A 26,384-nucleotide genomic window follows, 5' to 3' on the forward strand; every position below is an offset into this window, starting at 1 on the left:
CAGCGCCCGCGCGCCTGTTCCGTCCCAGCCGTTCCCCGTCCCACCCGCTCTCCCGTCCCACCGGCTCGCGTCCCAGCAGCCGAGCGTCCCCGTCCCACCAGCTAAGGAGCCATCCCGCGTGACCGTTCAGCCCATCCGTCTGTTCGGGGATCCGGTGCTGCGCACGCCGGCCGAGCCGGTCGTCGACTTCGACGCCGAGCTGCGCAAGCTGGTCGCCGACCTCACCGACACGATGCGCGACCGCAACGGTGCCGGTCTGGCCGCCCCGCAGCTCGGCGTCGGCCTGCGGGTGTTCACCTTCGACGTGGACGACGTGGTCGGTCACCTGATCAACCCGGTGCTCTCCTTCCCGGACGAGGAGGAGCAGGACGGCCCGGAGGGCTGCCTCTCCATCCCCGGGCTCTACTTCGACACCGTCCGCCGGCAGAACGTCGTGGCCAAGGGCTTCAACTCGTACGGCGACCCGTTGCAGATCGTCGGCACCGGGTTGATGGCGCGCTGCGTACAGCACGAGACCGACCACCTCGACGGGGTGCTCTTCCTCGACCGGCTCTCCGTCGAGGGGCGCAAGGAGGCGATGAAGGCGATCCGCGCGGCGGACTGGTACGACTCCGGCGCCCCGCCGGTGATCAAGACCAGCCCGCACGGCGCCGGTGGTCCCTTCGGCCTGGGTCGGTGACCCGGATGCGCCTGCTCTTCGCCGGTACGCCGGCCGTCGCACTACCCGCCCTGGAGGCCGTCGCCGCCTCCCGGCACGAGTTGCTCGCCGTGGTCACCCGCCCGGACGCCCCCGCCGGACGCGGCCGTGGTCTGGTCCGCTCCCCGGTCGGCGCCTGGGCCGACGAGCGCGGCATCGAGGTGCTCACCCCGGCCCGGCCCCGCGAGCCCGAGTTCCTGGCCCGGCTGACCGAGCTGGCCCCGGACTGCGTACCGGTGGTCGCCTACGGCGCCCTGGTGCCGCCGGTGGCACTGGAGATCCCCGCCCACGGCTGGGTGAACCTGCACTTCTCGCTGCTGCCGGCCTGGCGCGGGGCCGCGCCCGTACAGCACGCGGTGCTGCACGGCGACGAGCTGACCGGCGCCAGCGTCTTCCAACTGGAGGCCGGGCTGGACACCGGCCCGGTCTTCGGCACCCTGACCGACGAGATCCGCCCCACCGACACCTCCGGCGACCTGCTGACCCGGCTCGCCGCCTCCGGCGCCGGGCTGCTGGTGGCCGTCCTCGACGCGATCGAGGCGGGCACCGCCCGGGCCGAGCCGCAGCCGGTCGACGGGGTGTCGCTGGCCCCGAAGCTGACCGTCGCCGATGGGCAGGTCCGCTTCACCGAACCGGGCTTCGCGGTGGACCGGCGGATCCGGGCGGCCACCCCGGCGCCGGGTGCCTGGACCACCTTCCGGGGCGACCGGGTCAAGCTCGGCCCGGTCCGCCCCATTGCCAATTCGCCCGATCTCACCCCAGGAGAGCTGCTCATCGAACGGACCCAGGTACTCGTCGGCACGGCCACCACGGCGGTCGCCCTCGGCGAGGTACGCGCCGCGGGCAAGAAGCCGATGCCGGCCACGGACTGGGCGCGTGGCGTCCGGGTCGCCCCGGGCGAGACCTTCCAGACCACCGAGGTGACCGAGTGATCGCCTCGTCCGACAACCGCGACCAGGCCCGCCCGGACGACCGACCGCCGGTCCGGTCCGACGACCGCTCGGCGGTCCGGTCCGACGACCGCGGGGGACCGCGCTCCGACGACCGGGGACGACCCCGCTTCGACGACCGTGGTCGTCCCCGGGACGCCCGTGGAGGCCGGGACCGGTCCACCGGTACGGGCGGACGCGGTCGACCGGGCGGCCCACCAGCCGACCTGCCGCGTCTGGCGGCGTACGAGGCGGTGGCGGCGGTGCACCGCGACGACGCGTACGCGAACCTGGTGCTGCCGGGGATCCTGCGCGACTGGGGCCTGTACGGCCGGGACGCCGCCTTCGCCACCGAGCTGACCTACGGCACGCTGCGGGTACGCGGCACCCTGGACGCGATCCTGGCCGTGGCGGCGGGACGGGAGGTGGCCCGGATCGACCCGCAGCCGCGCGACGCGCTGCGCATCGGTGCGTACCAGTTGCTCTACACCCGCGTGCCGGCGCACGCCGCCGTCTCCGCGACGGTCGAACTGGTCCGCTCGGTGGCACCGGGTGCGACCGGCTTCGCCAACGCGGTGATGCGGGAGATCTCCGGCAAGGACCTCGACACCTGGGTCACCGAACTGGCGCCGCCGTTCGAGACCGACCCGGTCGGGCACCTCTCGCTCGTCTACAGCCATCCACAGTGGATCATCCGGTCGTTCGCCGAGGCGCTCGGCGGCGACATGTCCGAGACCACCCGCCTGCTGATCGAGGACAACGAACGGCCGCCGGTGCACCTCTGCGCCCGGCCCGGTCGGGCCGACGCCGTCGCGCTGGCCGACGAGGTGCACGGCGCACCCGGCGCCTTCTCGCCGTACGCCGTCTACCTCGGCGGTGGGGCGCCTGGTGACCTGGCCGCGATCACCGATGGTCGGGCACACGTGCAGGACGAGGGTTCCCAGCTCGTCGCCGCGGCGGTCGCCGCCGCCCCGGTCGACGGGGAGGACAGCCGCTGGCTCGACCTCTGTGCCGGACCCGGTGGCAAGGCCGGTCTGCTCGGCGCGCTGGCCGCGCAACGCGGTGCCACCCTGACGGCGGTCGAGGTGGCCGAACACCGGGCCCGGCTGGTCTCCCAGGCGGTCCGTGGCCTACCGGTGCGGGTGCTCACCATGGACGGACGGACCGTCGGCGCCGACCCCGACCTGCCCGAGGGCGGCTTCGACCGGGTCCTGGTCGACGCGCCCTGCACCGGGCTCGGCTCGTTGCGACGCCGCCCCGAGTCGCGCTGGCGCCGCCAGCCGTCGGACCTCCCACCGCTGACCCGGCTGCAACGGGAACTGCTCACCGCCGCGCTCCGGGCGGTCCGCCCGGGTGGGGTGGTCGCCTACGTGACCTGCTCGCCGCACGTGGTGGAGACGCACGTGACGGTGACCGAGGCGGCGCGACGCTCCGGCGTACCGGTCGATTTCGTCGACGCCCGTCCGCTGCTGCCGGCCGGCATGCCCGGCCTCGGCGACGGCCCCACCGTGCAGCTCTGGCCGCAGCGGCACGGCACCGACGCGATGTTCCTGGCGGTGTTGCGTCGCGGCGAGTAGCCACCGACGCCGCACCCGAATGCTCATACGTCGACGCCCCGGCCGGATGGCCGGGGCGTCGACGGTTGTCGGTCGGGTACGGCGGGTCAGTTGATCGGCAGCGCGCCGGGGCCGGCACCCTTCAGGGAACGGGTCAACGAACGACCGTCGATCCAGAGGAAGCACTGCACCCCTCGGTTGCCAGCCTCCCAGTCGGCCTCGGCGGGATAGTAGAAGATCCAGCCGGTGCGGTACTTCAGGTCGCTGTTGTTGGGCACCTTCGTGAAGGTGGCGATGACACCCATGCACCCCTTCTCGGTGCGGGCGTCGTCCTTCAGGAACGCCTCGTAGGGAATGTCCGGCGCGGTCCAGATCCCGGCGAACTCGCTGTTGTGCTTCGCGGTGCAGGACACCGGCAGCATCTGGTCGATGTCGTCCTTGACCAGCTTCGGGGTGAAGCAGCCGTAGGTCAGATCCGGCTGTGTCGTCAGCGCGCCCTTGAGACTGACCGACCGACTCACCACGTCCGGGTTGTCCAGGCCCCCGATCTCGACCAGGTCGCACCGGAACCAGCGGGCGCCGCCGGACCACGCGTAGCTCGACGGCGGCACCACACTCACCGAGAGCCGGCCACCGCGCCAGTCGCCGCCGACGAACTCGTTGACCTTGCCGTCGCATTCGGACCGAGCCGCCCGCAGGCTCGGCGACCCCTCGGCCGGGGGAGCGGTCCGATCCGCGTCGCCGCCGGTGAAGGTGCCCACGTACACGGTTTCGGTGTCGTGCGACTGGGCGCAGTCGACCGGCTGGTACGAACTCAGGTAGCCGATGTCCACCGGGCGCGGGTGGCAGGCGCCGACGGCCGGGGTGAAACTCACCGGAGCCCCGATCGCCGCCCAGTCGTCGGTCAGGTCACCGTCGACACCGTCCGGAAGGGCACAACCGCCCAGTACGAGTGCCGCCATGCCGCCGAGTGCCACCGCGGTCAGCCACCGTCGCATCTACTCGTCCTCCCCAGGGACCCGACGGCCCACTGCCGCACCCGGGCGGGCGCCGAGGGCCATCGGCCGAGCAGCATACCGGTACGCACACCGACGACCGCGCACCACCTTGCGTCCGATTTCGCCCCCGATCGGGCATCGGGGCTCGTCTCGCGTTGCCCTACTTCAGCTGGGCCACCCCGCGTCGGACTACTTCGCGCTGACCAGGACGACCGGCTCCACACCAGTGGTGACCTGCTCGAACCGGTAGTCGGGGAGCACCGCCTGCCAGGCGGCGACCTCCTCGCCGATCACGTGCGAGCGGATCAGCCAGACCCGGGCACCGCCGCCACGCTCGGCCGCCAGCCGGATCCCCGAATCGAGCCCCTCGCGGATCGTCTCGGCTGTCTGACCCTGAAGGTAGACGATGCTGGGATTGCTCGGCACGGTAGCGTCCCAGCCCACCGTGTTCGGATACTCGCGAAGGACGATCGGGTCCTCCCGCCAGTAGAAAGCGAAGCCGTACCGGCCGGAGAGACTGACCACGATCACGTCGTTCGGCGAGCGGTTCGCGGCCACGTACGCGGTGGCGGACCGGCTGTCCTCGGTCCCGATCGAGGTGTAGTACCACGACTCGTTGCCGTCGAACCGGTACCAGCGGTCGTTGTAGACGCCGTACCAGCCGATCAGGGCGGCGCAGGCGACGGCGGCGGCGATCGTCGGGGCGAGCGAGGGGAGGCGGGGCAGTAGCCGGCGGGTGAGCGTCGCCAGCGCGATGACCGCACCGGCGACCCCGAGACCGGCCAGCGCCGTACCCCAGACCAGCAGGAAATTCCCGGTGCGCTGTTCGAGTAGTGGGTAGATTTCCGCCACGCCGAGCACGATCGCGGCCAGTGGCAGCAGTACCGCCGCGATCGCCACGCCGCCCAGGCCCCGCCAGGCCAGGGTCGCCACCCCGGCGGCGATCAGGCCGACCCAGAGGTACGGCGGCAGCCCGAGGAAGGCCTCCAGCATGGACAACTGCTGATCCAGGTACGCGGGCAGACCGCGCAGGGTCGGGAAGTTGGCCGCCCAGAAGTTCTGTAGCGACTCACTCTGGTTACGGCTGGAGATGCCGAGGTAGATGATCCCGACGACGAGTCCGGCGGCGGCCCCGGCGACCAGCACCTCGAACAGCCGTCGCCACTGCCGCCGCAGCGCGGTGACCAGCACCAGGCCGCCGACGGCGCACGGGGCGGCGACCGCCGTCACGTGACTGACCAGCATTCCGACCGCGACGAATGCCACGATGACGCCGAGTCGTTTGCGGGACCAGTGCCGTTCCGTCCAGGCGGCGAGCACCAGCAGGCCGAGTGTGACGGCGGCGTCGGCGGTGTACTGCTTGAGATCGTGTCGGGCCTGCTGGGCCGGCAGCAGCAGGACGGCCAGCCCGCACGCCAGTCCCGCGATCGTCCCGTGCAGCCGGGTCTGCCAGGCCAGCAGCCGGCCGAGCGCGTACGCGCAGACGACCACGAGCAGGTCGAACGCCAGCGGCACCACCCGCAGGTAGTCGCTGTCGGGGACCAGCCGGAGCAGGAACGTCCAGCCCAGCGGGGTGGACGAGGTCAACAGCGGCAGCTCGCTGATCGGAAACCGTACGGACAACGCGACCCACGCCTCGTCCAGCCAGTACGGCGCGGTGAGCACGAGTTTCACGTCGTGCACCACGAAGTAGAACGCCAGTAGCGCCGCGATCGCGATGCCGTCGTGCACCTTCGGGCGGCGGCGCCCGGTCGGTGGGGCGGCAACCGGATCAGGATCCGGAGTGTCCAGTTCAGCGGGTACGAGCTGTCCGACCACGGGGTCCCCGATTGTCTGAGTGCCGATTGATCGGACGTCAGACTAGGCGATGCTCCGCCGCCGTGTGGCTCGGGTCTCGCGTCCCGCCACCGGACCGGGCGCCGGGTGGAGGGTGGCGCTGCTCACAGCGAGCCATCATGATGGAGGGCCACTGCTCGATCACTCCCGGCAGTCACCGTGCGCAAACCCGCCAGAAGGGGAACACAGGTGCACGTACTGGTCACCGGTGGGCTCGGCTTTCTCGGGCACGCGGTCAGCGTCGACCTGCTCACGGCCGGGCACCGGGTGACCGTGCTGAGCCGGAGAAAATCCACCGCGCGGCTCGCCGTCGGGGCCGAGCTGGTCACCGGAGACATTCGGGATCGGGTACGACTGTCCCGGATCGTCGCCGTCGGCGGGTTCGACGGGGTGTGCCACCTCGCCGCCATGACCAGCGCCCGCGACTCGTTCGCCGATCCGCTCACCTACTTCGACGTGAACACCGTCGGCACACTGAACCTGCTCAAGGCGTTCGAGCAGGCCAGCGAGGAGCGGCCGGCGACCTCCGTCGTGCTCGCCTCCACCAACATCGTGTACGGCTCCCGCCCGGTCGGTGCCCTCGCCGAGGATCTCGACGTGCACGCGGAGAGCCCGTACGCCGCCGCCAAGGTCGCCGCCGAGCAACTCGTCGCCGCCCAGGCCGCGCTCGGTGCGATCGGCGCGGTCACGCTGCGCTGCTTCAACCTCGCCGGGGCGGTCGACGGGGTCGGTGACACCGATCCCGGCCGGATCATCCCGAACGTGTTCCGGGCGATGACCGGGCAACTGCCACACGTCACGCTCAATGGCGGCGGGGCGGCCGTACGCGACTTCGTCCACGTGGCCGACGCGGCGCGGGCGTTCCGGCTGGCACTGGAACGTACCCGGCCGGGCGGGCACGAGGTGTTCAACATCGGTAGCGGCACCGGGACCAGCATGGTCGAGGTCGTCACCCGCGCCCAGCAGGTCACCGGGATCCCCGTGCAGGTACGCCGGCTGCCGCCCAAACCCGAACCGCCCACGCTGACCGCCGACATCACCCGCGCCGGGGCGACGCTCGGGTGGCGACCGGAGCGTTCGACACTGGAGCGCATCCTCGCCGACGCCTGGACCGCCTGGCCCGGCGTACGACACTGACCCTGCCGGGCCCCGTCAGCCCTGGGCGGGTCGGTCTTCGGCGCGGATCCGCTGTTGCAGCCGGTGGTAGTCGACGGGGGTGACCGGTGCTGACGTACCGGCGCGGGCGGCGGCCGCTGTGTCCACCGCCGCCGCGAGGGCGTGCCGGTAGAGCGCCGATCCGGTGCTGATCCGGGCCACCCCCGCGGCGGCGAGCGCGGCGGGATCCGCACCGGGCTGCCAGAGGACGTTCAGCGGCAGGTCGACCGCGCCCGTGACGGTCGCGATGTCGGCGGGCTCGGTCAGCCCCGGTACGAACACCCCGGCGGCGCCCGCCTCCCGGTACGCGGCCAGCCGCCGTACGGTCTCGCCGAGCCGGCCCCGCTCGTCGCCGACCCGCAGCCAGTAGGTGTCCGTACGGGCGTTGACGAACAGTCCGGGTGCGGCGGACACCACCGCCCCGACGATCGCGGCGTGCTCGTGCACCGGCCGCAGTTGCCCGTCCGGTCGCCCGTCCTCCAGGTTGATCCCGGCCACACCGACATCGGCGAGTTGGGCGGCGAGCGCGGCGACCCGTTCGGGGTCGTCGGCGTACCCGCCTTCGAGGTCGACGGTGAGCGGCACCGGCAGCCTCGGTACGAGCTGACCGGCGAGCGCGATGGTCAGCTCGGCGCCCGCACCGGCACCGTCGGGCAGCCCGACGGAGGCGGTCACGCCGAGACTGGTGGTGCCGATCGCCGGGAACCCGGCGTCGGCCAGCAGCAGCGCGGAGGCGACGTCCCAGGCGTTGGGCAGCAGGAACGGCCGCCCCTTCCGGTGCAGCGCGGCGAAGTCCGAGGCGTGGCTCACAGCTGCCCGACCAGGGCGTCAGTGGCACTGCCGCAGCCATGCGGTCCCGCCCCGAGCATCGCCGGAGCCCTGCCCGGTCCCGGTTCGGCGGGAGGGTGACAGGCGGCGATCTCCGGCAACGGCAGCTCAACCCCGACCAGCGCGGGTACGGATCCGGTCACGATGTCGACGGTAGCCGCTCCGTCACCCGCTGCCGCTCGTCCTGATCGCCAACCGACCCGGCCACCACGGCGTCACCACGGGCAACTCCAGGTGGCGGCGGGTCGGGTTCCGGGTGTCCCGTGGCGTGAGCGGGTTCACGGATGCGGGTCCATCGGAGCGGGGCGGACGTGGCGGTGGGGCTTTTCACAGTGGCGTAACCGCACCACTACGGCAACCGCCGACCGGTCAGCCGGGTCCGGTGGATGGATCAGAAGGGTCCGGTGGGTGGACGGGGTCGACGGCCGGTGCCGTACGGGTGGCGGGCGTTCGTAGACTGGCGCGGTGACCGCACCGACGCCGATCATCGCGCCCAGCATTCTCGCCGCGGATTTCGCGCATCTCGCCGACGAGGCCGGGGTGGTCGAGTCAGCGGCCGACTGGCTGCACGTCGATGTGATGGACAACCATTTCGTGCCCAATCTGACCATCGGGTTGCCGGTGGTGCAGAGCCTGCTGGCGGTCACCACGTTGCCGTTCGACGTGCACCTCATGATCGAGGATCCGAGGCGCTGGGCGCCGGCCTACGCCGACGCCGGGGCGTACAACGTGACCTTCCACGCCGAGGCGTGCGACAACCCGGTCGCGCTGGCCAAGGACCTGCGTTCGGCGGGTGCGAAGGCGGGACTGGCGCTCGACCGGGACACCCCGATCGAGCCGTATTTGGATCTGCTGCCGAGCTTCGACACCCTGCTGATCATGACGATCAAGGCGGGTTTCGGCGGGCAGCGGTTTATTCCGGAGCTGTTGGACAAGGTCCGGGCCGCCCGCCGGCACGCCGACAGCGGTCACCTCGAACTGCGGATCGAGGTCGACGGCGGGATCGCCGCGGACACCATCGAGCAGGCGGCGGCCGCCGGTGCGGATGCCTTCGTGGCGGGTACCGCCGTCTACGGCGCGGACGATCCGGCGGCGGCAATCGGCCACCTGCGCGGGTTGGCCGAGCGGGCTGTGTCGCGGTCGTGAGCGTCGACCCGGTCGAGGAGCGCAAGGACGTCATCCTGGTCGTCGACGACGACGTTGACATCGCCCGTTTTGTCGAGTTCAACCTGCGCCTGCACGGCTTCGACGTGCTGAAGGCCGGCGACGGCCAGGAAGCCCTCGACATGATCGAGGTCCACCGGCCCGACCTGGCCGTGGTCGACCTGATGATGCCCCGGATCGACGGGCTCGAACTGACCCGCCGACTGCGCGCCGACCCGATGACCTCCGCCCTGCCGGTGATCATGCTGACCGCCAAGGGCATGACCGTGGACAAGGTGCACGGCCTCACCGCCGGGGCCGACGACTATCTGGTCAAGCCGTTCGACACCGCCGAGCTGATCGCCCGGGTCAGCTCCACCCTGCGCCGGAACAAGGAGTTCCGCGAGGTGTCCCCGCTGACCGGCCTGCCCGGCAACAGCCGGGTCCGCCGGGAGATCACCGACCGGGTACGCAGCGGCGTCGACTACGCCGTCGGCTACGTCGACATCGACCGCTTCAAGAGCGTCAACGACCGGTACGGCTTCAGCCGCGGCGACGAGTTCATCACCGCGCTCGCCCGCAGCCTGCACCGGGCGGTGGTCTCGGTCGGGCTGCCGCCCGCCTTCCTCGGTCACATCGGCGGCGACGACTTCGTGATCGTCTGCGCCCCGGAACAGGTCCGCCCGATCACCGAGAAGGCGGTGGTCGACTTCGAGAAGACCGCCGACGAGCTGTACGACCCCTCCGACGCCCAGCGCGGCTTCGTCGAGCTGAAGGACCGGCGCGGCAACGTGAAAAAGGCTCACCTGGTCACGCTCTCCATCGGGGTCTCCCTGTCGGTGCCCGAGCGGCGGTTCACCGACCCACTTGAAGTGATCGCCGCCGCATCGGAGATGAAGAGTCTGGCGAAGAACCAGCCCGGCTCGTACGTGGCCGTCGACCGGCGCCGGGTAGAGGGCTGATCCTCCGGCACCGAAATATTCCCGCCCGATTGGGCGGGAAGTGGTGATGATCAGCCGTGTGAACTAGGTCGCGTCGATGGCGATCGAGGCCCGAAACCGTGTAAGACTCACAACGTACCCACCACGCGCTGGCGGGACTCGGTGAAATTCCGAACCGGCGGTGATCCGCGGCCTCGGCCACGGTAAGCCCGCGACCCGGTCGACCCTGTGTCGAGCGGTGGACCTGGTGAGAATCCGGGGCCGACGGTTGAGCACGGGCTTGCAGCCCGTACTCAGACAGTCCGGATGGGAGACAGCGCGCGGGACGGACAGGTCTCGGCCGGCACCCTCGGGCGCCCCGGTCCGGGACTCTGCCGGGTTCGGCTGCGCCGTACCCGGGTTTCTCCGCCGCCGCCTGCCGGCCACCTGCCGGAATGCCTCCCACTCGTCGCGCGTTTGACCGACGAGTGACGAGAGTAGGGCGCAGGACATGGTGAGCGTCTCCGCCGATGCGGCGATGCGCCGGGCGATCGAGCTGGCCGCCCGCGGCTTGGGCAGCACCAGCCCCAATCCGGTGGTCGGCTGCGTACTGCTCGACGCCGACGGCGAGCTGGTCGGCGAGGGGTTCCACGCCTACGCCGGCGGCCCGCACGCCGAGATCGTCGCGCTGGCCCAGGCCGGTGAGCGTGCCCGGGGCGGCACGGCGGTGGTCACCCTCGAACCCTGCGACCACACCGGTCGTACCGGGCCGTGCACCGGCGCGCTGATCCAGGCCGGGGTGTCCCGGGTGGTGATCGGCGTGCCGGACCCGAACCTGGTCGCCTCCGGTGGCGCGGCCACCCTGCGGGCCGCCGGGGTCGAGGTCGAGATCGGGGTACGGGCCGCCGAGGTCGAGGCCGGCAACATCGCCTGGCTGACGGCGGTACGCCGGGGCCGCCCGTACGTCATCTGGAAGTACGCCTCCACCCTCGACGGGCGGGCCGCCGCAGCCGACGGCACCAGCATGTGGATCACCTCCGAGGCGGCCCGGATGGACGTGCACGCCCTGCGCGGCACCGTGGACGCGGTGATCGCCGGGGTCGGCACGGTCCTCGCCGACGACCCGCGACTCACCGCCCGGAACCTGCGCGACGGCAGCCTCGCCATCCGGCAGCCGCTGCGGGTGGTGGTGGACAGCTCCGGCCGTACCCCGGCGGATGCCCGCGTGCGCGACGGCGCCGCCCGCACCTGGGTGGTGACCACCGCGGAACTCGGCGCCGACAAGGAGGACCGGGTCGACCTGGAGGCCCTGCTCACCGGGCTGTACCAGCGTGGTGTCCGGGCCGCGTTGCTGGAGGGCGGGCCGACCCTGGCCGGCGCGTTCCTCGCCCTCGGGCTGGTCGACAAGGTCATCGGGTACGTGGCGCCGAAGCTGCTCGGCGCCGGCCCGGCGGCGCTCGGCAACGCCGGCCCGACCACCATCTCCGAGGTCATCGACCTCGATTTCGTCGACATCACGCAGGTCGGTCCCGACCTGCGGATCACCGCGCTGCCCCGGAAGAGGGAGGGCTGAGACATGTTCACCGGCATCGTCGAGGAACTGGGTGAGGTCGTACGACTGACCGTCACGGGTACGGACTCCGCGCTGATCGCGGTCCGTGGACCGGTGGTGACCTCGGACGCCGCACACGGCGACTCGATCTCGGTCAACGGGGTCTGTCTGACCGTGGTCGACGTCGACGGCGACGTCTTCACCGCCGACGTGATGGGCGAGACGCTGCGCCGGTCCTCCCTCGGCGGGCTGCTCGCCGGTGACCCGGTCAACCTGGAGCGGGCGGCGACGCTCGGCACCCGGCTCGGCGGGCACCTGGTGCAGGGGCACGTCGACGGGGTGGCCGAGATCATCGGCCGGGAGCCGGCCGAACAGTGGGAGACGGTCCGGTTCTCGTTGCCGGCCGACATCGCGCGCTACGCGGTGGAGAAGGGCTCCATCACCGTCGACGGAGTGTCCCTGACCATCTCGGAGATCGGCGACGACACCTTCGCCGTCGGGCTGATCCCGACCACGCTCAAGCTCACCACGCTGGGGCACAAGAAGATCGGCGACCCGGTCAACCTTGAGGTGGACGTCGTCGCCAAGTACGTCGAGCGGCTACTCGGCACCGGAAAGGCCACGTCATGAGTGAGTCGAGCGTCATCGAGTCCGACCCCGTCGAGTTCGCGGTCCGCGCCGGGTCCGGCGTCGGCCCGGCCGAAGCGGCCCCCGGCACCGCGTTCACCGCCATCGAGGAGGCGATCGCGCAGATCGCGGCCGGGCGGGCGGTGGTCGTCGTCGACGACGCCGACCGGGAGAACGAGGGCGACCTGATCTTCGCGGCGGAGCTGGCCACGCCGGAACTGCTCGCCTTCATGGTCCGCTACACCTCGGGTTACATCTGCGCCCCGGTCACCGAGGAGGAAGCCGACCGGCTCGAACTGCCGCCGATGTACCACACCAACCAGGACCGGCGGGGCACCGCGTACACGGTGACGGTCGACGCCCGCGAGGGGGTCAGCACCGGCATCTCGGCCGCCGACCGCGCGCACACGATCCGGCTGCTCGCCGACCCGGCGACCCGGCCGACCGACCTGGCCCGGCCGGGACACGTGGTGCCGCTGCGGGCACGGGCCGGCGGGGTGCTGCGCCGGGCCGGGCACACCGAGGCGGCGATCGACCTGACCCGGCTCGCCGGGCTGAAACCGGCCGGTGTGCTCTGCGAACTCGTCAACGACGACGGCACCATGATGCGCCTGCCCGACCTGGAGAAGTTCAGCGCCGAGCACGGCCTGGCCCTGATCAGCATCGCCGACCTGATCGCGTACCGGCGGCGGATGGAGAAGCAGGTCAGGCAGGAGGCCGAGGCGAAGCTGCCCACCCCGTACGGGCTGTTCCGGGCGCTCGGCTACGCGGTCGAGAACGACTCCGCCGAGCACGTCGCGCTCGTCTACGGCGACCTCGGCGACGGGCAGGACGTGCTGGTCCGGGTCCACTCCGAGTGCCTGACCGGGGACGTGTTCGGCTCGCTGCGCTGCGACTGCGGGCCGCAGCTGCACGCCGCCCTGGACCGGGTGGCGCAGGAGGGCCGGGGGGTGGTGCTCTACGTGCGCGGGCACGAGGGACGGGGCATCGGCCTGGTGCACAAGTTGCAGGCGTACCAGCTGCAGGACCAGGGGCGGGACACCGTCGACGCGAACCTGGACCTGGGCCTGCCGGCCGACGCCCGCGACTACGGCACCGGTGCCCAGATCCTCTACGACCTGGGCGTACGTTCCATGCGGCTGCTCACCAACAACCCGGCCAAGCGGGCCGGGTTGGAGGGCTACGGGCTGACCATCACCGGGCGGGAGGGCCTGCCGGTGCGGGCCACCCCGGAGAACGTCCGCTACCTGCGGACCAAGCGGGACCGGATGGGCCACCTGCTGGGTGAGCTCGACGGGATCACGGAAGGATCGGCGTAACGATGGCTGGTTTCGGGGAACCGGGAGTGGACGCGGTGGACGCGGCGGGGCTGACCGTCGGGGTGGTCGCGGCCCGTTGGCACGGCGAACTCACCGACCACATGGTCGAGCGGGCGGTGGCCGCCGCCGAGGCGTCCGGCGTGCGGGACGTCACCGTGGCCCGGGTCGCCGGCTCGGTGGAGCTGCCGGTCGTCGCCCAGGCGCTGGCCCGCGACTGTGACGTGGTGGTCGCCCTCGGCGTGGTGGTACGCGGCGACACCGCCCACTTCGACTACGTCTGCCGGTCGGTCACCGACGGGCTGACCCGGGTGGCGCTGGACGCCGGTAAGCCGGTCGGCCAGGGCGTGCTCACGGTCAACACGATCGAGCAGGCACGGGACCGGGCGGGTCTGCCCGGCTCGGCCGAGGACAAGGGCTGGGCGTCGACCGTTGCCGCGCTGGACGCCGCGTTGGCGATCCGGGGGCTGGGCAAGCGTACGGTGCCGGTCGGTTTCGGCGGGTAGACCGCCCGCCGCACGTGCCGGGTTCAGAGCCGGCCGGCCTCGATGATCCGCCGCAGGAACTGGCGGGTACGCGGCTCGGTCGGCTCGCCCAGCACCCGGGCCGGCGGCCCCTGCTCGATCACCCGACCGCCGTCGAGGAAGCAGACCCGGTCGGCGACGTCCCGGGCGAACCCCATCTCGTGGGTGGCCAGCACCATCGTCATCCCGTCCGCCTTCAGCTCGCGGATCAGGCTCAGCACCTCGCCGACCAGCTCCGGGTCCAGGGCCGAGGTGACCTCGTCGAGCAGCATCAGCCGGGGCGAGTTGACCAGCGCCCGGACGATCGCCACCCGTTGCTGCTGCCCGCCGGAGAGCCGGTCGGGATAGTCCCGTGCCTTGTCCACCAGGCCCACCCGGTCGAGCAGTTCACGGGCCTGCTCCTCGGCGTCGGCCCGCGACCGCCGGTGCACCCGCAGCGGCGCCAGGGTGATGTTGTCCAGCACGCTCAGGTGCGGGAACAGGTTGTACGACTGGAACACGATGCCGATCCGGCGGCGTACCCGGTCGGGGTCGACCCGCAGGTCGGTGATGTGTTCGCCGTCCAGGTGGATGGTGCCGTCGTCGATCTCCTCCAGCAGGTTCAGGCAGCGCAGCAGCGTCGACTTGCCCGAACCGGAGGCGCCGATCAGGGCCACCACCTCGTGTTCGGCGACGTCCAGGTCGAGCCCGTCGAGCACGGTCCGCCCGCCGAACGACTTGCGCAGCCCCCGGCAGGAGAGCACGTCAGTTGTGGCTGATGCCGACGTCATGGTCAGTGCCCCGCCTGCCGGCGCGCGGCGCGCAACGTCACCCAGTCGGTCACCGCGATCAGCGGAATGGCGAGCAGCACGAAGAGCACTCCGGCGACGATGTACGGCGTGTAGTTGAAGTGTTCGGCGGTCTGGATCTGGGCCGCCCGTACGGCGTCGATCGGACCGGCCAGCGACACCAGCCCGACGTCCTTCTGTAGCGCCACCACGTCGTTGAGCAGCGGTGGCGCGACCCGGCGGGCGGCCTGCGGGAGCACCACGTGCCGCATGGTCTGCCGGTAGGTCAGCCCGAGCGAGCGGCCCGCGGCGAACTGGCTCGGGTGCACCGACTCGATCCCGGCCCGGAACACCTCGGCCAGGTAGCCGCTGTACGTGATCACCAGCGCGCAGCCGCCGAGCACCAGCACCGGCGGCATGCCCTGCAACCGCAGCCCCGGCACGCCGAGGGTGAACACGTACAGCACGATGATCAGTGGCAGTCCCCGGAAGGTGTACGTGTAGCCGGTGGCCAGTGCGCGGACCGGGAAGAAGACCGGCCCGCGCAGGGTCCGCAGCAGCGCTATCAGCAGGCCCAGGGCCAGTGCGCCGAGGGCGCAGAAGAAGAGCAGCCGGACGTTGAGCCAGAGCCCGGTGAGCACGTCCGGCAGGGCCGCGCGGGCGATGTCCAGGTCGAGGAAGGACTGCCGGACCCGGGCCCAGCCGGGCGACCCGGTGACCGCGACCACCAGCAGGGTGCCCAGCACCCCGGTGGAGGCCGCGGCGACCAGCACCGAGCGGATCGTCTGCCGGCGCCGGTGCACCGCCCGCGCGCGGGCGATGTCGGAGGGGGCGGGCGGCGGCGGTCGGTCGTCGGTCCGGGTGCTCGTGCTCACGTCAGTTCGGGTGCGCCCGCCACCTGGGCGAGCCACTTCTTCTCCAGGTCGCCGAGGGTGCCGGCGTCGCGCAGCTCGGTGACCGCCTGCCCGACGCAGCCGGTCAGCCGCGATCCCTTGTCCAGCACCAACCCGAACGTCTCCGGCACACCGACCTGCGGCACCTGGCCCACGATGGTGGCGTCGGTGAGTTCGGCGCCGGTGATGTAGAACGCGGTCGGCAGGTCCACCACCAGGCCGTCGATCTGCCCGTTCTGGAGTGCCTTCTTGGCGTCGTCGTTGGTGTTGAACACCTGCGGCTGCGGGCCGGGCTTGATCACGTCGGTGATCGCCTGGTAGCTGGTGGTCCCGACCTGGGCACCGAGTTTCGCGCCCTTCAGGTCGGCCAGCGTGGTCTTGCCGGCGATCTTCGACGACTTCAGCGCGATCACCGTCTGGCGGACCAGATAGTACGGCGCGGAGAAGTCGACGGCCTGCTTGCGCTCCTCGGTGATGGAGAACTGGTTGATGTCGAAGTCGAAGTCCTTCGGCCCCGGCGCGATCGCGTTCTCGAACTTGACCCGGTTCCAGACCACGTCCGTACGGGCGTAACCGAGCCGCTCGGCGACCGCGTACGCGACCGCCGACTCGAAGCCCTCGCCGTTGTCCGGCTTGTTGTCGGTGAACCACGGCTCGTACGCCGGGTCGTCGGTGCCGATGGTCAGTTTGCCCGGCGTCTTGGTGGTCAGGGATCCCTTCTCGCAGGACGCGGCGGCGGGCTGGGAGGGGGTGGGTTCCACTTCCTGCGGGGCGCAGCCGGCGAGGGCGGCGAGGAGGGCGGTCGCGGCCCCGAGGGCGACCGGCACCGTACGGCGAGCCATGGCGGACAGCATAGGCGCAGGCGGGAACCCGTCCATAGAGTGCCCCACCATATTGGTAGGGATTACCGCCGCGGATCGACCGGGATCACGGGCCGGCGTGGCCACCGGCATCGGTCGGCGTCCGGCGGAGCGCTGGCGTGTCCGGTCGGCTTCTGGCGGAGCGCTGGCGTGTCCGGTCGGCCGGGGCGTAAACCGAAGCCAGGACCAGCGCACCGGCCACGGGTGACCAGCCACCCGCCGGTGTCGCGCCGGGCGGGAGGACCATGCCGTATCCCCGGACAGCCCGGCGGGAGGTGGACGATGCGGTCACCCGGCTCTTCGTCGCCCACTACCGCCCGCTGCTCCGGCTCGCCGTACTGCTGCTGCACGACCGGGGTACGGCCGAGGAGATCGTGCAGGACGCGTACGTCTGCCTGCACCGGCGCTGGCCCTGGCTGCGCGACGCCGACCGGGCGCTGTCCTACCTGCGGGTGACGGTGGTCAACCGGTCCCGCTCGGTGCTGCGCCACCGCCGGGTGGTGCGGGCCCACCTGGCCGGCGCCCGGCCGGAACCGGACGCGCCGAGCGCCGAGGCCGGGGCCCTCGACCTGCTGCGGTACGACGCCGTGCTCGCCGCGTTGCGGGCCCTGCCCGCCCGGCAGCGGGAGGCGATCGTGCTGCGCTACTACGCCGACCTGTCGGAGGCGCAGACGGCCGAGGCGATGGGAGTGAGCCGGGGGACGGTGAAGAGCCACACCGCGCGGGGCGCCGCCGCACTGCGCCGGACGTTGCGGACCCTGCGCTGAGTCCATCTGGTGGCCGGGGGAGACCCGGTGCGGCGACCGGCTCCGGGCGGCTGCGAGAATCCGATGCCGTGAAGACGTTCGAAGAGCTGTTCGCCGAGTTGCAGGCGAAGGCCGCTGCCGGCACCCCGGGCTCGGCGACGGTGGCCGCCCTGGAACGCGGCGTGCACGCGATCGGCAAGAAGGTCGTCGAGGAGGCGGCCGAGTCGTGGATGGCGGCCGAGCACGAGGGCCCCGAGCGCGCCGCCGAAGAGATCTCCCAACTGCTCTACCAGGCCCAGGTGCTGATGCTCGCCACCGGACTGGAGCTCAAGGACGTCTACCGACATCTCTGAGGTGCCACGCCCCGATTCATGGTCGAACCCCGTCCAGCCGATCGAAGGAGCACCCGAGATGCTGCGCATCGCCATCCCCAACAAGGGCACCCTGTCCGCTCCCGCCGCGCAGATGCTGCGCGAGGCGGGTTACCGGCAACGTACCGACCCGAAGGACCTGGTCTGTCGGGACGAGCCGAACGATGTCGAGTTCTTCTACCTGCGTCCCCGTGACATCGCCACCTACGTCGGCTCCGGTGACCTCGACCTCGGCATCACCGGTCGGGACCTGCTGATCGACGCCGGCAGCCCGGCCGAGGAGGTGCTCGACCTCAACTTCGGCGGCGCCACCTTCCGGTTCGCCGCGTCGCCGGAGACCATCACCTCGGCCGAGCAGATCGGTGGCCGACGGATCGCCACCGCGTACCCCGGCGTGGTCGAGCGCCACCTGGTCGAGCACGGCCTGAAGGCGGACGTGGTCCGGCTCGACGGCGCGGTCGAGAACGCGGTCCGGCTCGGCGTCGCCGACGTGGTCGCCGACGTGGTGGAGACCGGTGCCACCCTGCGCCAGGCCGGCCTGGTGATCATCGGCGAGCCGATTTTGCGCTCCTCGGCGGTGCTGATCCGCCGGCTCGGCGCCCCGGCGCACAACCAGGCCGAGCAGTTGCTGCGCCGGCTGCACGGGGTGCTGGTCGCCCGGCGGTACGTGATGCTCGCCTACGACGTACGGGCCGACCTGCTCGACCGGGCCACCGCGCTGACCCCCGGCATCGAGTCGCCGACCATCTCGCCGCTGCACCGGGAGGGCTGGGTGGCGGTCCAGGCCATGGTGCTGCGCAACGACGTACACCGGATCATGGACGAGCTGTACGACCTCGGCGCGCGGGCGATCCTCGTCACAGACATCCACGCCTGTCGGCTGTGAAACTCGGCGGGTGAGGATCCTCCCCGCCTGGGCGGCACTCGGACTGGCGGTGCTCGGCGGGGTCGGTTCGGCGGTGCAGAGCGCGGCGAACGCCGAACTCGGCGCCCGGGTCGGTAACGCGGCCATGGGAGCGGTGGTCAACAACGCCGGTGGGGTCGCCGTCCTCCTGGTCGGCCTGCTGGCGGTCCCGTCGATGCGGGCCGGGTTCGGTGTCCTGCGCCGGGCCCGGCTGCCCTGGTGGAGCTACCTGGGCGGAATCGGCGGCGGCGGGTTCGTGGTGATCGCGACGTACGTGGTGCCGGCGCTCGGGGTGGCCGTGTTCACCATCGCCCAGGTGGCCGGCAACAGTGCCGGTGGACTGGCCGTCGACCGGGCCGGGCTGGCTCCGGGCGGTCGGCGGGCGGTGACCGCCCCGCGCCTGCTCGGCGCGCTGCTGGGCGTCGGTGCGGTGGCGTTGGCCCAGGTCGGCCGCCCGCTGGGCGAACTCGCCGTCGGGCTGGTGGCGTTGGCCGCCGCCGGTGGTGTGGCGGTGGCCCTGTCGGCGGCGCTGAACGGGCGGATCTCGGCGGTCGGCGGCGCCGGCGCCGGTACGGCGGTCAACTTCGCGGTCAGCACCCCGGCGATCGTCGCCGTGGCGGCGGTGGCCGGCGCGTTCGGCCGGCTCGGCGAGATCCACTGGCCGACCGACTGGTACCTGTACGTCGGTGGTCCGGTCGGGGTCGGGATCGTGATCGCCCTGCTGGTCTGCGTACGGTCGGTCGGCGTGCTTCGTACCGGACTGGCCATCGTCGCCGGCCAGCTCGGTGGCGCGCTCCTGCTCGACGTGCTCCGGCCGGGTGGGCCGGGGGCCAGCGGGGCGGTGCTCGCCGGTGCCCTGCTCACCCTGCTCGCGGTGGTGGTCTCCGGTCGGGGTGCCCGCCCTGCGGCGACCGCCGGCTGAGCCGGGGTGGCAGGATGGTCGCCGTGACCGACTCCGACCTCGTACGGCTGCGACCCCGCCGGCTGCGGATCATGTGCTGGGTGCTGGCACCGGCCCTGGTGGTCGTCTTCACCGCGCTGGGGCTGGCCCTGCACGGGTCGACCGGCCAGGGCGCGGCCACCTTCCAACGCGGTGACTCGTTCGCCATGATCGGTCTGGGTGTGCTCGGCGCGCTGGTGGTCCTGCTCTTCACCCGGGTGAAGGTGGAGGCGGACACGCAGGGGGTGCGGGTGCGTAACGTGCTCGGCTCGTACAACCTGCCCTGGGACGTGGTCCGGGCGGTGCGGTTCGACCACGGCTCGCCCTGGGCGAGCCTGGAACTGCACGACGACGAGCTGGTTCCGATGATCGCCCTCCAGGCGGTGGACAAGGAGTCGGCGGTCGCCGGGGTGCGTGCGCTGCGCGCCCTGCACGACGCCGCGCTGCGGCTGCCGGCCGCGAGCTGAGCAGTCTCGACCCGCCGGGCCGGGTGCCCGTTTACCGGGCGATCCGCCCGACCTGCTAACATTGCCGGGTCGACCATGCTGTCCCTCGCGGTGACAGCGGTAAAGCGGAGCGCCTGCTCCCACCCGAGTCGCCCCAGTCGGTGGCCGGGTCCGGTCAACGACCCGGATCCTGGATCCGGGTCGCATGTGTGGCCTCGTGTCGCACCGACCGGTCGAGCGGGCCCTGGCATGCGCCGGGGCCTTCTGCTTTCCGGGTCGGTTCCCACCCGGGAGCCGGCGGGGTGTCGGCACCGAAGGAGTAACGACTCGAGGAGGCCCCATCAGCGTCGAACCACGCGTGAACGAACAGATCCGGGCACGTGAGGTCCGACTGGTCGGCCCTGAGGGTGAGCAGGTGGGCATCGTCCCGCTGGAGCGCGCTCTGCAGCTGGCCGCGGACGTCGACCTGGACCTGGTCGAGGTTGCGCCGATGGCGCGCCCGCCGGTGTGCAAGCTCATGGACTTCGGCAAGTTCAAGTACGAGAGCGCACTGAAGGCGCGCGAAGCGCGGCGTAACCAGCAGCAGACCGTCATCAAGGAGATGAAACTCCGGCCGAAGATCGACCCGCATGACTACGAGACCAAGAAGGGTCACGTGGTGCGGTTCCTCAAGGCGGGTGACAAGGTCAAGGTAACGATCATGTTCCGTGGTCGTGAGCAGAGTCGCCCGGAACTCGGCTACCGGCTCCTGCGTCGACTTGAGTCGGAGATCTCGGAGCTGGGGTACGTCGAGGCCGCGCCGAAGCAGGACGGCCGAAACATGATCATGGTTTTGGCTCCGCACCGCGCCACCAAGGCCGCCGCCACGGCAGCCAAGGCCGGCGGACCGCGTGAGCGAGATGCCGAGACGGCCGAGGGCGGCGAGACGGTTGAGGCACCGTCGGCCGAGCCCGCGGTCGAGCCCGCCGGCACCGTCGGCGAGTAACAGGGGAGAGACGCAACAGATGCCGAAGATGAAGAGCCACACCGGAATGGGCAAGCGGGTCAAGGTGACCGGCTCCGGCAAGATCGTCGCCCAGCAGGCTGGCCTGCGGCACAACCTGGAGAAGAAGGCCTCCAAGCACACCCGCCGGCTCACCGGCACGGTCGAGGTTGCCCAGGTTGACGCCAAGCGAATCAAGAAGCTGCTGGGCCGCTGACGCGCCCGCCACTTAACCCGAAGGAGTAGTTGAGATGGCACGCGTCAAGCGGGCTGTAAACGCCCAGAAGAAGCGTCGTACCCTGCTGGAGACCGCCAGTGGCTACCGCGGTCAGCGCTCCCGGCTGTACCGCAAGGCCAAGGAGCAGGTGCTGCACTCGATGCAGTACGCCTACCGGGACCGTCGCGACCGCAAGGGCGACTTCCGGCAGCTCTGGATCACCCGGATCAACGCGGGTGCCCGCGCCAACGGGATGACCTACAACCGCCTGATCCAGGGCCTCAAGCTGGCCGGCGTCGAGGTGGACCGCAAGATCCTGGCCGACCTGGCCGTCAACGACGCGACGGCGTTCGCCGCCATCGTCGAGGTGGCCCGTGCCGCGGTCGCGGCCGAGGGCACCGGTGGCGCGGCGGCCCAGGCCGCCTGAGGTATCGCAAAAAGTTGATCGAGGCGCCCCGAATGCCGTCCGGACCGCAGGTGGGGCGCCTCGACCATGTCCGGGGCGCGGACCCGCGACCGTTCACGCCGCGTACGCCCCGGGTGGTCGCCGCCCGGCGGTTGCAGCGACGCCGGGACCGGGACAGCACCGGACGGTTCCTCGCCGAAGGGCCGCAGGCGGTCCGCGAGGCACTCGACCGCCCCGGCGTGGTACGCGAACTCTTCGGTACCCCGGCCGCACTCGACCGGTACGCCGAACTCGCCGACGCCGCACAGCGCGCCGGCACACCCGTCTCCCCGGTGACCGACGAGGCACTCGCCGCGCTGACCGAGACCGTCGCCCCGCAGGGGCTGGTCGCCGTCTGCGACCAGTTCGACCAACCGCTGCACCGGGCACTGGACCGGTCCCCGAGGCTGGTCGGCGTACTGGCCGGGATCCGGGATCCGGGCAACGCCGGCACGGTGCTGCGTACCGCCGACGCGGCCGGGGCGGGAGCGGTGATCTTCGCCGGTGACACCGTCGACCCGTACAACGGAAAGTGTGTGCGGGCCTCGGCCGGCAGTCTCTTCCACGTCGACGTGGTCCGGGCCGACGACCCGGCGGCCGTCGTCGCCAGCCTGCGCGGCGCCGGGCTGATCGTGCTCGCCGCCTCCGGCTACGGCGAAACCGACCTGGACGACCTCGCCGACGACGGCGGGCTGGCCCGGCCGACCGCCTGGCTGTTCGGCTCCGAGGCGCACGGCCTGCCGGCGGAGCTGGCCGCGGCCGCCGACGCGCGGGTCCGGGTACCGCTGCACGGGCGCGCGGAGAGCCTTAACCTGGCTGCCGCCGCAGCCGTCTGCCTGTACGCTTCGGCCAGAGCATTGCGAACCAAGGAGTAGACCTCTCATGAGTGCCTCGACGTACTCGTTTAGCCAGCCCGCCGGTGTCGGCGGGCGGCAGGTCTGACCCTTTCCTGCTCCCTGCTCCCACCGGCGGGCTGCGGCGGCGCCGCGCGTCCGTAAACTCTGGTGGCCGCCGCCGAGGCCGGCCTTCCGCCGTGAGGGAGCACCCGTAAGCCATGACATACCGCAACGATCCGTACGACCCGAAACAGGTCGCCCTGCTCGACCAGGACAACCTCGACCAGGCCGTCGCCGCCGCCCGCGCGGCGTTCGCCGACGCCGCCGACCCCGACGCCCTCGCCGCCCTGCGCCACCAGCACCTCGGTGACCGGGCGCCGGTCTCGCTGGCCCGCCGGGAGATCGGCGCGCTGCCACCGGCGGCCAAGTCCGACGCCGGCAAGCGGGTCAACGAGGCCCGCCGGGCGATCGAGACGATCTACGACGAGTGGCGGGCCGAGCTGCAACGTGCCCAGGCCGAACGGGTGCTCGCCGAGGAGCGGGTCGACGTCACGCTGCCGTACGACCGGCGCCCCCGGGGTGCCCGGCATCCGCTGACCCTGCTGATGGAGCGGATCGGTGATCTCTTCGTCGGCATGGGCTACGAGATCGCCGAGGGCCCGGAGGTGGAGTTGGAGTGGACCAACTTCGACGCGCTCAACATCCCGCCGGACCACCCGGCCCGGGGCCTGATGGACACCTTCCACGTGGACGTACCGGGACTGGTGCTGCGTACGCACACCTCGCCGGTGCAGGCCCGGACGATGCTCGCCCGCAAGCCCCCGATCTACGTCATCTGCCCGGGGCGGGTCTACCGCACCGACGAGTTGGACGCCACCCACAGCCCGGTCTTCCACCAGGTCGAGGGGCTGGTCGTGGACAAGGGCATCACCATGGCCCACCTGCGCGGCACGCTCGACCACTTCGCCCGGTCGATGTTCGGGCCGGACGCGCGGACCCGCTGGCGGCCGCACTACTTCCCGTTCACCGAGCCGTCGGCCGAGTTCGACGTCTGGTTCCCGGAGCACCGCAACGGGCCGCAGTGGGTCGAGTGGGGCGGTTGCGGCATGGTCAACCCGAAGGTGCTGCGCGCCTGCGGGATCGACCCGGACGTCTACTCCGGCTTCGCGTTCGGCATGGGCGTCGACCGTACGGTCATGATCCGCAACGGGGTGAGTGAGGTGCGGGACCTGTTCGAGGGTGACGTGCGGTTCACCGGCGCGCTCGGTGTCGAGGCGTAGCGGCATGCGGAATCGAACTGGCATGCGGAATCGAACTTCGGAAGCGGTGGTCTGAGTCATGCGAGTTGCTATTTCCTGGCTGCGCGAGCACGTCGACCTGCCCGTCGACCTCGGCACCGAGGAGCTGGAACGGGCACTGGTGAATCTCGGCCTCGAGGTCGAGTCCCTGGTGGACCTGCGTACCACGGTCACCGGCTCGCTGGTCGTCGGCGAGGTACGCGAGATCGAGGAGCTGACCGGCTTCAAGAAGCCGATCCGGTTCTGCCGGGTCGATGTCGGCACCGCCAACGGCACCGGCGAGTTGCAGGAGATCGTCTGCGGCGCGACGAACTTCGCCCCCGGTGACCGGGTCGTGGTGATCCTGCCCGGCGGGGTGCTGCCCGGCGGCTTCGCGATCGGTGCCCGCAAGACGTACGGGCACAACTCCAACGGCATGATCTGCTCGGTGAAGGAGCTGGGGCTCGGCGACGACCACGCCGGCATCCTGGTCCTGCCGCCGGAGACGGCCGCCAAGCCCGGTGACGACGCCCGCCCGGTCGTCGGGCTCGACGACGTGGTGGTCGAACTGGAGATCACCCCGGACCGTGGCTACGGCCTGTCGGTGCGAGGCATCGCCCGCGAGCTGTCGCACGCCTTCGGGGTGCCGTTTCGGGACCCGGCGCTGGTGCCGGCACCGGGCGGGACCGAGCAGCCGGCGTACCCGGTCGAGGTGCGCGACCCGGTCGGCTGCGACCGGTTCGCCGCCCGGCTGGTGCGCGGCGTCGACCCGACCGCACAGAGCCCGCAGTGGATGCGCCAGCGGCTCACCGTCGCCGGCATCCGCAACATCTCGCTGCCGGTCGACATCACCAACTACGTGATGCTCGAACTCGGCCAGCCGATGCACGCCTTCGACGCCGACCGGCTCACCGGCGCGCTGGTCGTGCGCCGGGCGGTGGCGGGGGAGAAGCTGACCACGTTGGACGGCGTGACCCGCGTGCTGGACCCCGAGGACATGGTGATCTGCGACGCCGGGCAGCCCAACCCGGTCGCCGGGGACGGCGACGGACTGCCGATCTCGCTCGCCGCGGTGATGGGCGGCCAGACCAGCGAGGTGGTCGCCAGCACCACCGACGTGCTGTTCGAGGCGGCGCACTGGGACCCGGCGATGGTCGGGCGCACCGCCCGCCGGCACCGGTTGTTCAGCGAGGCGGCCAAGCGCTGGGAGCGCGGCGTCGACCCGGCCGTGGCGCTGGTCGCGCTGGACCGGGCGGTCACCCTGCTCACCACGTACGGCGGCGGCACGGCGAGCCCCGAGATCCTCGACTTCGCGCAGCTGCGTCCCCCGGCGCCGATCGCGCTCGACCCCGAGCTGCCGACCCGGCGGGTCGGGGTGGACTACCCCACCGCGCGGGTGGTCGCGCTGCTGGAGGAGGTCGGCTGCACCGTCGTGACCGAGCCGGACCTGCTCCGGGTGACCCCGCCGACCTGGCGGCCGGACCTGACCGGCCCGGCCGACCTGGTCGAGGAGGTCGTCCGGTTGGGCGGCTACGAGCACGTGCCCTCGGTGCTGCCGCTCGCCCCGCCCGGGCGTGGGCTCACCCCGGCACAGCGGCGGGTCCGGGTGATCGCCCGGATGCTGGCCGACAACGGGTACGTCGAGGCGGTGTCGTTCCCGTTCGTGTCACCGGAGCTGTTCGACCTGCTCGGGTTGCCGGCCGACGATGCGCGCCGACGGGCGGTCCGGTTGGCCAACCCGCTCTCCGACGAGGAGCCGTTGCTGCGCACCACGCTGCTCGGCCCGCTGCTCGGCGCGCTGAAGCGCAACCTCGGCCGGGGTCAGCGGGACCTGGGCCTCTACGAGATCGGTACGGTCTTCGAGTCCCGCCCCGGTGCCGGCAGCCCGCCGCCGATGGGAGTCGAGCACCGGCCCAGCGACGCCGAGTTCGCGGCCGCCGACGCGGTCCTGCCGCACCAGCCCCGACACGTGGCCGTGGTGCTCGCCGGTGAGGTCGAGCGCACCGGTTGGTGGGGTGCCGGCAAGGCGGCCGGTTGGGCCGACGCGGTGCAGGCGGCCCGTGGGGTGCTCGCCGCCGCCGGCCTGCCCGCCGGCCGGGTCACGGTACGGGCGGCGCAACGGGCGCCCTGGCACCCGGGTCGCTGCGCCGAGGTGCTGGTCGACGACACCGTCGTCGGGTACGCCGGCGAGCTGCATCCGGCGACCGTCGAGGCGTTGGAGCTGCCCCGACGGACCAGTGCGATGGAGTTGGACCTGGAACTGCTGCCGCCGACCCCGGTGCCGTCCGCGCCCCGGATCTCCGGGTTCCCGCCGGCGTTGATCGACGTCGCGGTGGTGGTGCCGGAGGAGGTCGCCGCCGCCGACGTACAACGGGCGTTGGTCGACGGTGCGGGGGACCTGCTGGAGTCGGTCCGCCTCTTCGACGTGTACGCCTCGTCGCAGCTCGGGGTGGGCCGCAAGTCGCTGGCGTACAAGCTCACCTTCCGGGCGCCGGACCGGACCCTGACGGTGGAGGAGGCGGTGGCCGCGCGGGACGCGGCGGTCGCCGAGGCGGCGTCCCGGCTCGGTGCCACCCTGCGCGGCGCCTGAGTCGTCGACAGTCCAGTTCCGGGTGTACG

At 72.1% G+C, this 26,384-nt stretch carries 28 protein-coding genes and 1 riboswitch; of the genes, 21 read left to right on the forward strand and 7 right to left on the reverse strand.

Annotated features, from left to right (window positions below; translation table 11 throughout):
• Positions 1 to 118 precede the first annotated feature (118 nt).
• From def to ACZ6QQ_RS30765, 3 genes are read left to right on the forward strand one after another with little or no spacing between them, the layout of a single operon-like run.
• The gene (gene def / locus ACZ6QQ_RS30755) at positions 119 to 679 is read left to right on the forward strand and encodes a peptide deformylase (protein ID WP_465881037.1); all 561 of its coding nucleotides are present in this window, start codon (positions 119 to 121) and stop codon (positions 677 to 679) included.
• Between the two features lie 5 nt (positions 680 to 684).
• Positions 685 to 1,629 (forward strand): methionyl-tRNA formyltransferase, encoded by a 945-nt coding sequence (gene fmt / locus ACZ6QQ_RS30760; RefSeq protein WP_465881128.1) that lies wholly within the window; start codon positions 685 to 687, stop codon positions 1,627 to 1,629.
• On the forward strand, positions 1,626 to 3,203 hold the full coding sequence (locus ACZ6QQ_RS30765) for an RsmB/NOP family class I SAM-dependent RNA methyltransferase (protein ID WP_465881039.1): 1,578 nt from the start codon (positions 1,626 to 1,628) through the stop codon (positions 3,201 to 3,203). The genes fmt and ACZ6QQ_RS30765 overlap by 4 nt, the downstream gene beginning before the upstream one ends.
• Positions 3,204 to 3,289: 86 nt before the next feature.
• Here ACZ6QQ_RS30765 and ACZ6QQ_RS30770 read toward each other — a convergent pair whose 3' ends face one another.
• The gene (locus tag ACZ6QQ_RS30770) at positions 3,290 to 4,180 is read right to left on the reverse strand and encodes a septum formation family protein (RefSeq protein WP_465881040.1); all 891 of its coding nucleotides are present in this window, start codon (positions 4,178 to 4,180) and stop codon (positions 3,290 to 3,292) included.
• A 189-nt stretch (positions 4,181 to 4,369) separates the two neighbouring features.
• Positions 4,370 to 5,998 carry a hypothetical protein gene (locus tag ACZ6QQ_RS30775; RefSeq protein ID WP_465881042.1) on the reverse strand — a complete coding sequence of 543 codons (1,629 nt, stop codon included), beginning with the start codon at positions 5,996 to 5,998 and terminating at the stop codon, positions 4,370 to 4,372.
• Positions 5,999 to 6,205: 207 nt separating this feature from the next.
• Between ACZ6QQ_RS30775 and ACZ6QQ_RS30780 the strand changes: the two genes are divergently transcribed.
• On the forward strand, positions 6,206 to 7,153 hold the full coding sequence (locus tag ACZ6QQ_RS30780; RefSeq protein WP_465881044.1) for an SDR family NAD(P)-dependent oxidoreductase: 948 nt from the start codon (positions 6,206 to 6,208) through the stop codon (positions 7,151 to 7,153).
• 15 nt (positions 7,154 to 7,168) lie between these two features.
• Here the strand turns inward: ACZ6QQ_RS30780 and ACZ6QQ_RS30785 are convergent, their stop codons facing one another.
• Both ACZ6QQ_RS30785 and ACZ6QQ_RS30790 read right to left on the reverse strand, forming a co-directional pair.
• A complete protein-coding gene (locus tag ACZ6QQ_RS30785) occupies positions 7,169 to 7,981 on the reverse strand; it encodes an isocitrate lyase/PEP mutase family protein (RefSeq protein WP_465881045.1) in 813 nt (270 codons plus the stop codon).
• Positions 7,978 to 8,142: a hypothetical protein gene (locus tag ACZ6QQ_RS30790; RefSeq protein WP_465881046.1), complete on the reverse strand. Its 165-nt coding sequence runs from the start codon at positions 8,140 to 8,142 to the stop codon at positions 7,978 to 7,980. Before ACZ6QQ_RS30790 ends, ACZ6QQ_RS30785 begins: the two co-directional genes overlap by 4 nt.
• A 322-nt stretch (positions 8,143 to 8,464) precedes the next feature.
• Between ACZ6QQ_RS30790 and rpe the strand changes: the two genes are divergently transcribed.
• The 6 genes from rpe to ribH all read left to right on the forward strand — a co-directional run bounded on the left by rpe (position 8,465) and on the right by ribH (position 14,063).
• Positions 8,465 to 9,145: a ribulose-phosphate 3-epimerase gene (gene rpe, locus ACZ6QQ_RS30795; RefSeq protein ID WP_465881048.1), complete on the forward strand. Its 681-nt coding sequence runs from the start codon at positions 8,465 to 8,467 to the stop codon at positions 9,143 to 9,145.
• Positions 9,142 to 10,104: a GGDEF domain-containing response regulator gene (locus ACZ6QQ_RS30800; RefSeq protein ID WP_465881049.1), complete on the forward strand. Its 963-nt coding sequence runs from the start codon at positions 9,142 to 9,144 to the stop codon at positions 10,102 to 10,104. Before rpe ends, ACZ6QQ_RS30800 begins: the two co-directional genes overlap by 4 nt.
• Before the next feature lie 123 nt (positions 10,105 to 10,227).
• A riboswitch (FMN riboswitch) is annotated at positions 10,228 to 10,405 on the forward strand.
• 168 nt (positions 10,406 to 10,573) lie between these two features.
• Positions 10,574 to 11,635, forward strand: a complete 1,062-nt coding sequence (gene ribD / locus ACZ6QQ_RS30805; RefSeq protein WP_465881051.1) for a bifunctional diaminohydroxyphosphoribosylaminopyrimidine deaminase/5-amino-6-(5-phosphoribosylamino)uracil reductase RibD — start codon at positions 10,574 to 10,576, stop codon at positions 11,633 to 11,635.
• Positions 11,636 to 11,638: 3 nt separating this feature from the next.
• Complete coding sequence (locus ACZ6QQ_RS30810; protein ID WP_465881053.1) at positions 11,639 to 12,244, forward strand: riboflavin synthase; 606 nt, start codon at positions 11,639 to 11,641, stop codon at positions 12,242 to 12,244.
• A complete protein-coding gene (locus ACZ6QQ_RS30815) occupies positions 12,241 to 13,560 on the forward strand; it encodes a bifunctional 3,4-dihydroxy-2-butanone-4-phosphate synthase/GTP cyclohydrolase II (RefSeq protein ID WP_465881055.1) in 1,320 nt (439 codons plus the stop codon). Before ACZ6QQ_RS30810 ends, ACZ6QQ_RS30815 begins: the two co-directional genes overlap by 4 nt.
• Positions 13,561 to 13,562: 2 nt before the next feature.
• On the forward strand, positions 13,563 to 14,063 hold the full coding sequence (ribH, locus tag ACZ6QQ_RS30820; protein ID WP_465881057.1) for a 6,7-dimethyl-8-ribityllumazine synthase: 501 nt from the start codon (positions 13,563 to 13,565) through the stop codon (positions 14,061 to 14,063).
• 23 nt (positions 14,064 to 14,086) lie between these two features.
• Here ribH and ACZ6QQ_RS30825 read toward each other — a convergent pair whose 3' ends face one another.
• The 3 genes from ACZ6QQ_RS30825 to ACZ6QQ_RS30835 all read right to left on the reverse strand — a co-directional run bounded on the left by ACZ6QQ_RS30825 (position 14,087) and on the right by ACZ6QQ_RS30835 (position 16,583).
• Positions 14,087 to 14,851: an amino acid ABC transporter ATP-binding protein gene (locus ACZ6QQ_RS30825; protein ID WP_465881059.1), complete on the reverse strand. Its 765-nt coding sequence runs from the start codon at positions 14,849 to 14,851 to the stop codon at positions 14,087 to 14,089.
• A 2-nt stretch (positions 14,852 to 14,853) separates the two neighbouring features.
• Positions 14,854 to 15,621 (reverse strand): amino acid ABC transporter permease, encoded by a 768-nt coding sequence (locus ACZ6QQ_RS30830; RefSeq protein WP_465881129.1) that lies wholly within the window; start codon positions 15,619 to 15,621, stop codon positions 14,854 to 14,856.
• Positions 15,622 to 15,719: 98 nt separating this feature from the next.
• On the reverse strand, positions 15,720 to 16,583 hold the full coding sequence (locus ACZ6QQ_RS30835) for an ABC transporter substrate-binding protein (RefSeq protein WP_465881061.1): 864 nt from the start codon (positions 16,581 to 16,583) through the stop codon (positions 15,720 to 15,722).
• Positions 16,584 to 16,846: 263 nt separating this feature from the next.
• Here ACZ6QQ_RS30835 and ACZ6QQ_RS30840 point away from each other — a divergent pair, with 263 nt between their 5' ends.
• The 11 genes from ACZ6QQ_RS30840 to pheT all read left to right on the forward strand — a co-directional run bounded on the left by ACZ6QQ_RS30840 (position 16,847) and on the right by pheT (position 26,355).
• Entirely contained in the window at positions 16,847 to 17,368 is a 522-nt protein-coding gene (locus ACZ6QQ_RS30840; RefSeq protein WP_465881063.1) for a SigE family RNA polymerase sigma factor, read from the forward strand.
• Positions 17,369 to 17,436: 68 nt separating this feature from the next.
• A complete protein-coding gene (locus ACZ6QQ_RS30845; RefSeq protein WP_121159833.1) occupies positions 17,437 to 17,700 on the forward strand; it encodes a phosphoribosyl-ATP diphosphatase in 264 nt (87 codons plus the stop codon).
• Positions 17,701 to 17,758: 58 nt separating this feature from the next.
• A complete protein-coding gene (gene hisG, locus ACZ6QQ_RS30850; protein WP_465881065.1) occupies positions 17,759 to 18,604 on the forward strand; it encodes an ATP phosphoribosyltransferase in 846 nt (281 codons plus the stop codon).
• A 10-nt stretch (positions 18,605 to 18,614) separates the two neighbouring features.
• Complete coding sequence (locus tag ACZ6QQ_RS30855) at positions 18,615 to 19,544, forward strand: DMT family transporter (protein WP_465881067.1); 930 nt, start codon at positions 18,615 to 18,617, stop codon at positions 19,542 to 19,544.
• Positions 19,545 to 19,615: 71 nt separating this feature from the next.
• The gene (locus tag ACZ6QQ_RS30860) at positions 19,616 to 20,029 is read left to right on the forward strand and encodes a PH domain-containing protein (protein WP_465881130.1); all 414 of its coding nucleotides are present in this window, start codon (positions 19,616 to 19,618) and stop codon (positions 20,027 to 20,029) included.
• 337 nt (positions 20,030 to 20,366) lie between these two features.
• Positions 20,367 to 20,993, forward strand: a complete 627-nt coding sequence (infC, locus tag ACZ6QQ_RS30865; RefSeq protein ID WP_465881069.1) for a translation initiation factor IF-3 — start codon at positions 20,367 to 20,369, stop codon at positions 20,991 to 20,993.
• A 19-nt stretch (positions 20,994 to 21,012) separates the two neighbouring features.
• Positions 21,013 to 21,207, forward strand: a complete 195-nt coding sequence (gene rpmI / locus ACZ6QQ_RS30870; RefSeq protein ID WP_465881071.1) for a 50S ribosomal protein L35 — start codon at positions 21,013 to 21,015, stop codon at positions 21,205 to 21,207.
• Between the two features lie 34 nt (positions 21,208 to 21,241).
• Positions 21,242 to 21,634 (forward strand): 50S ribosomal protein L20, encoded by a 393-nt coding sequence (gene rplT, locus ACZ6QQ_RS30875; protein ID WP_145777279.1) that lies wholly within the window; start codon positions 21,242 to 21,244, stop codon positions 21,632 to 21,634.
• A 32-nt stretch (positions 21,635 to 21,666) separates the two neighbouring features.
• Entirely contained in the window at positions 21,667 to 22,527 is an 861-nt protein-coding gene (locus ACZ6QQ_RS30880) for a TrmH family RNA methyltransferase (protein ID WP_465881073.1), read from the forward strand.
• A gap of 179 nt (positions 22,528 to 22,706) precedes the next feature.
• Positions 22,707 to 23,768 (forward strand): phenylalanine--tRNA ligase subunit alpha, encoded by a 1,062-nt coding sequence (locus ACZ6QQ_RS30885; RefSeq protein WP_465881075.1) that lies wholly within the window; start codon positions 22,707 to 22,709, stop codon positions 23,766 to 23,768.
• Between the two features lie 58 nt (positions 23,769 to 23,826).
• On the forward strand, positions 23,827 to 26,355 hold the full coding sequence (pheT, locus tag ACZ6QQ_RS30890) for a phenylalanine--tRNA ligase subunit beta (RefSeq protein ID WP_465881077.1): 2,529 nt from the start codon (positions 23,827 to 23,829) through the stop codon (positions 26,353 to 26,355).
• Positions 26,356 to 26,384: the final 29 nt, after the last annotated feature.

The organism is Micromonospora sp. NPDC049529 (assembly GCF_055586685.1).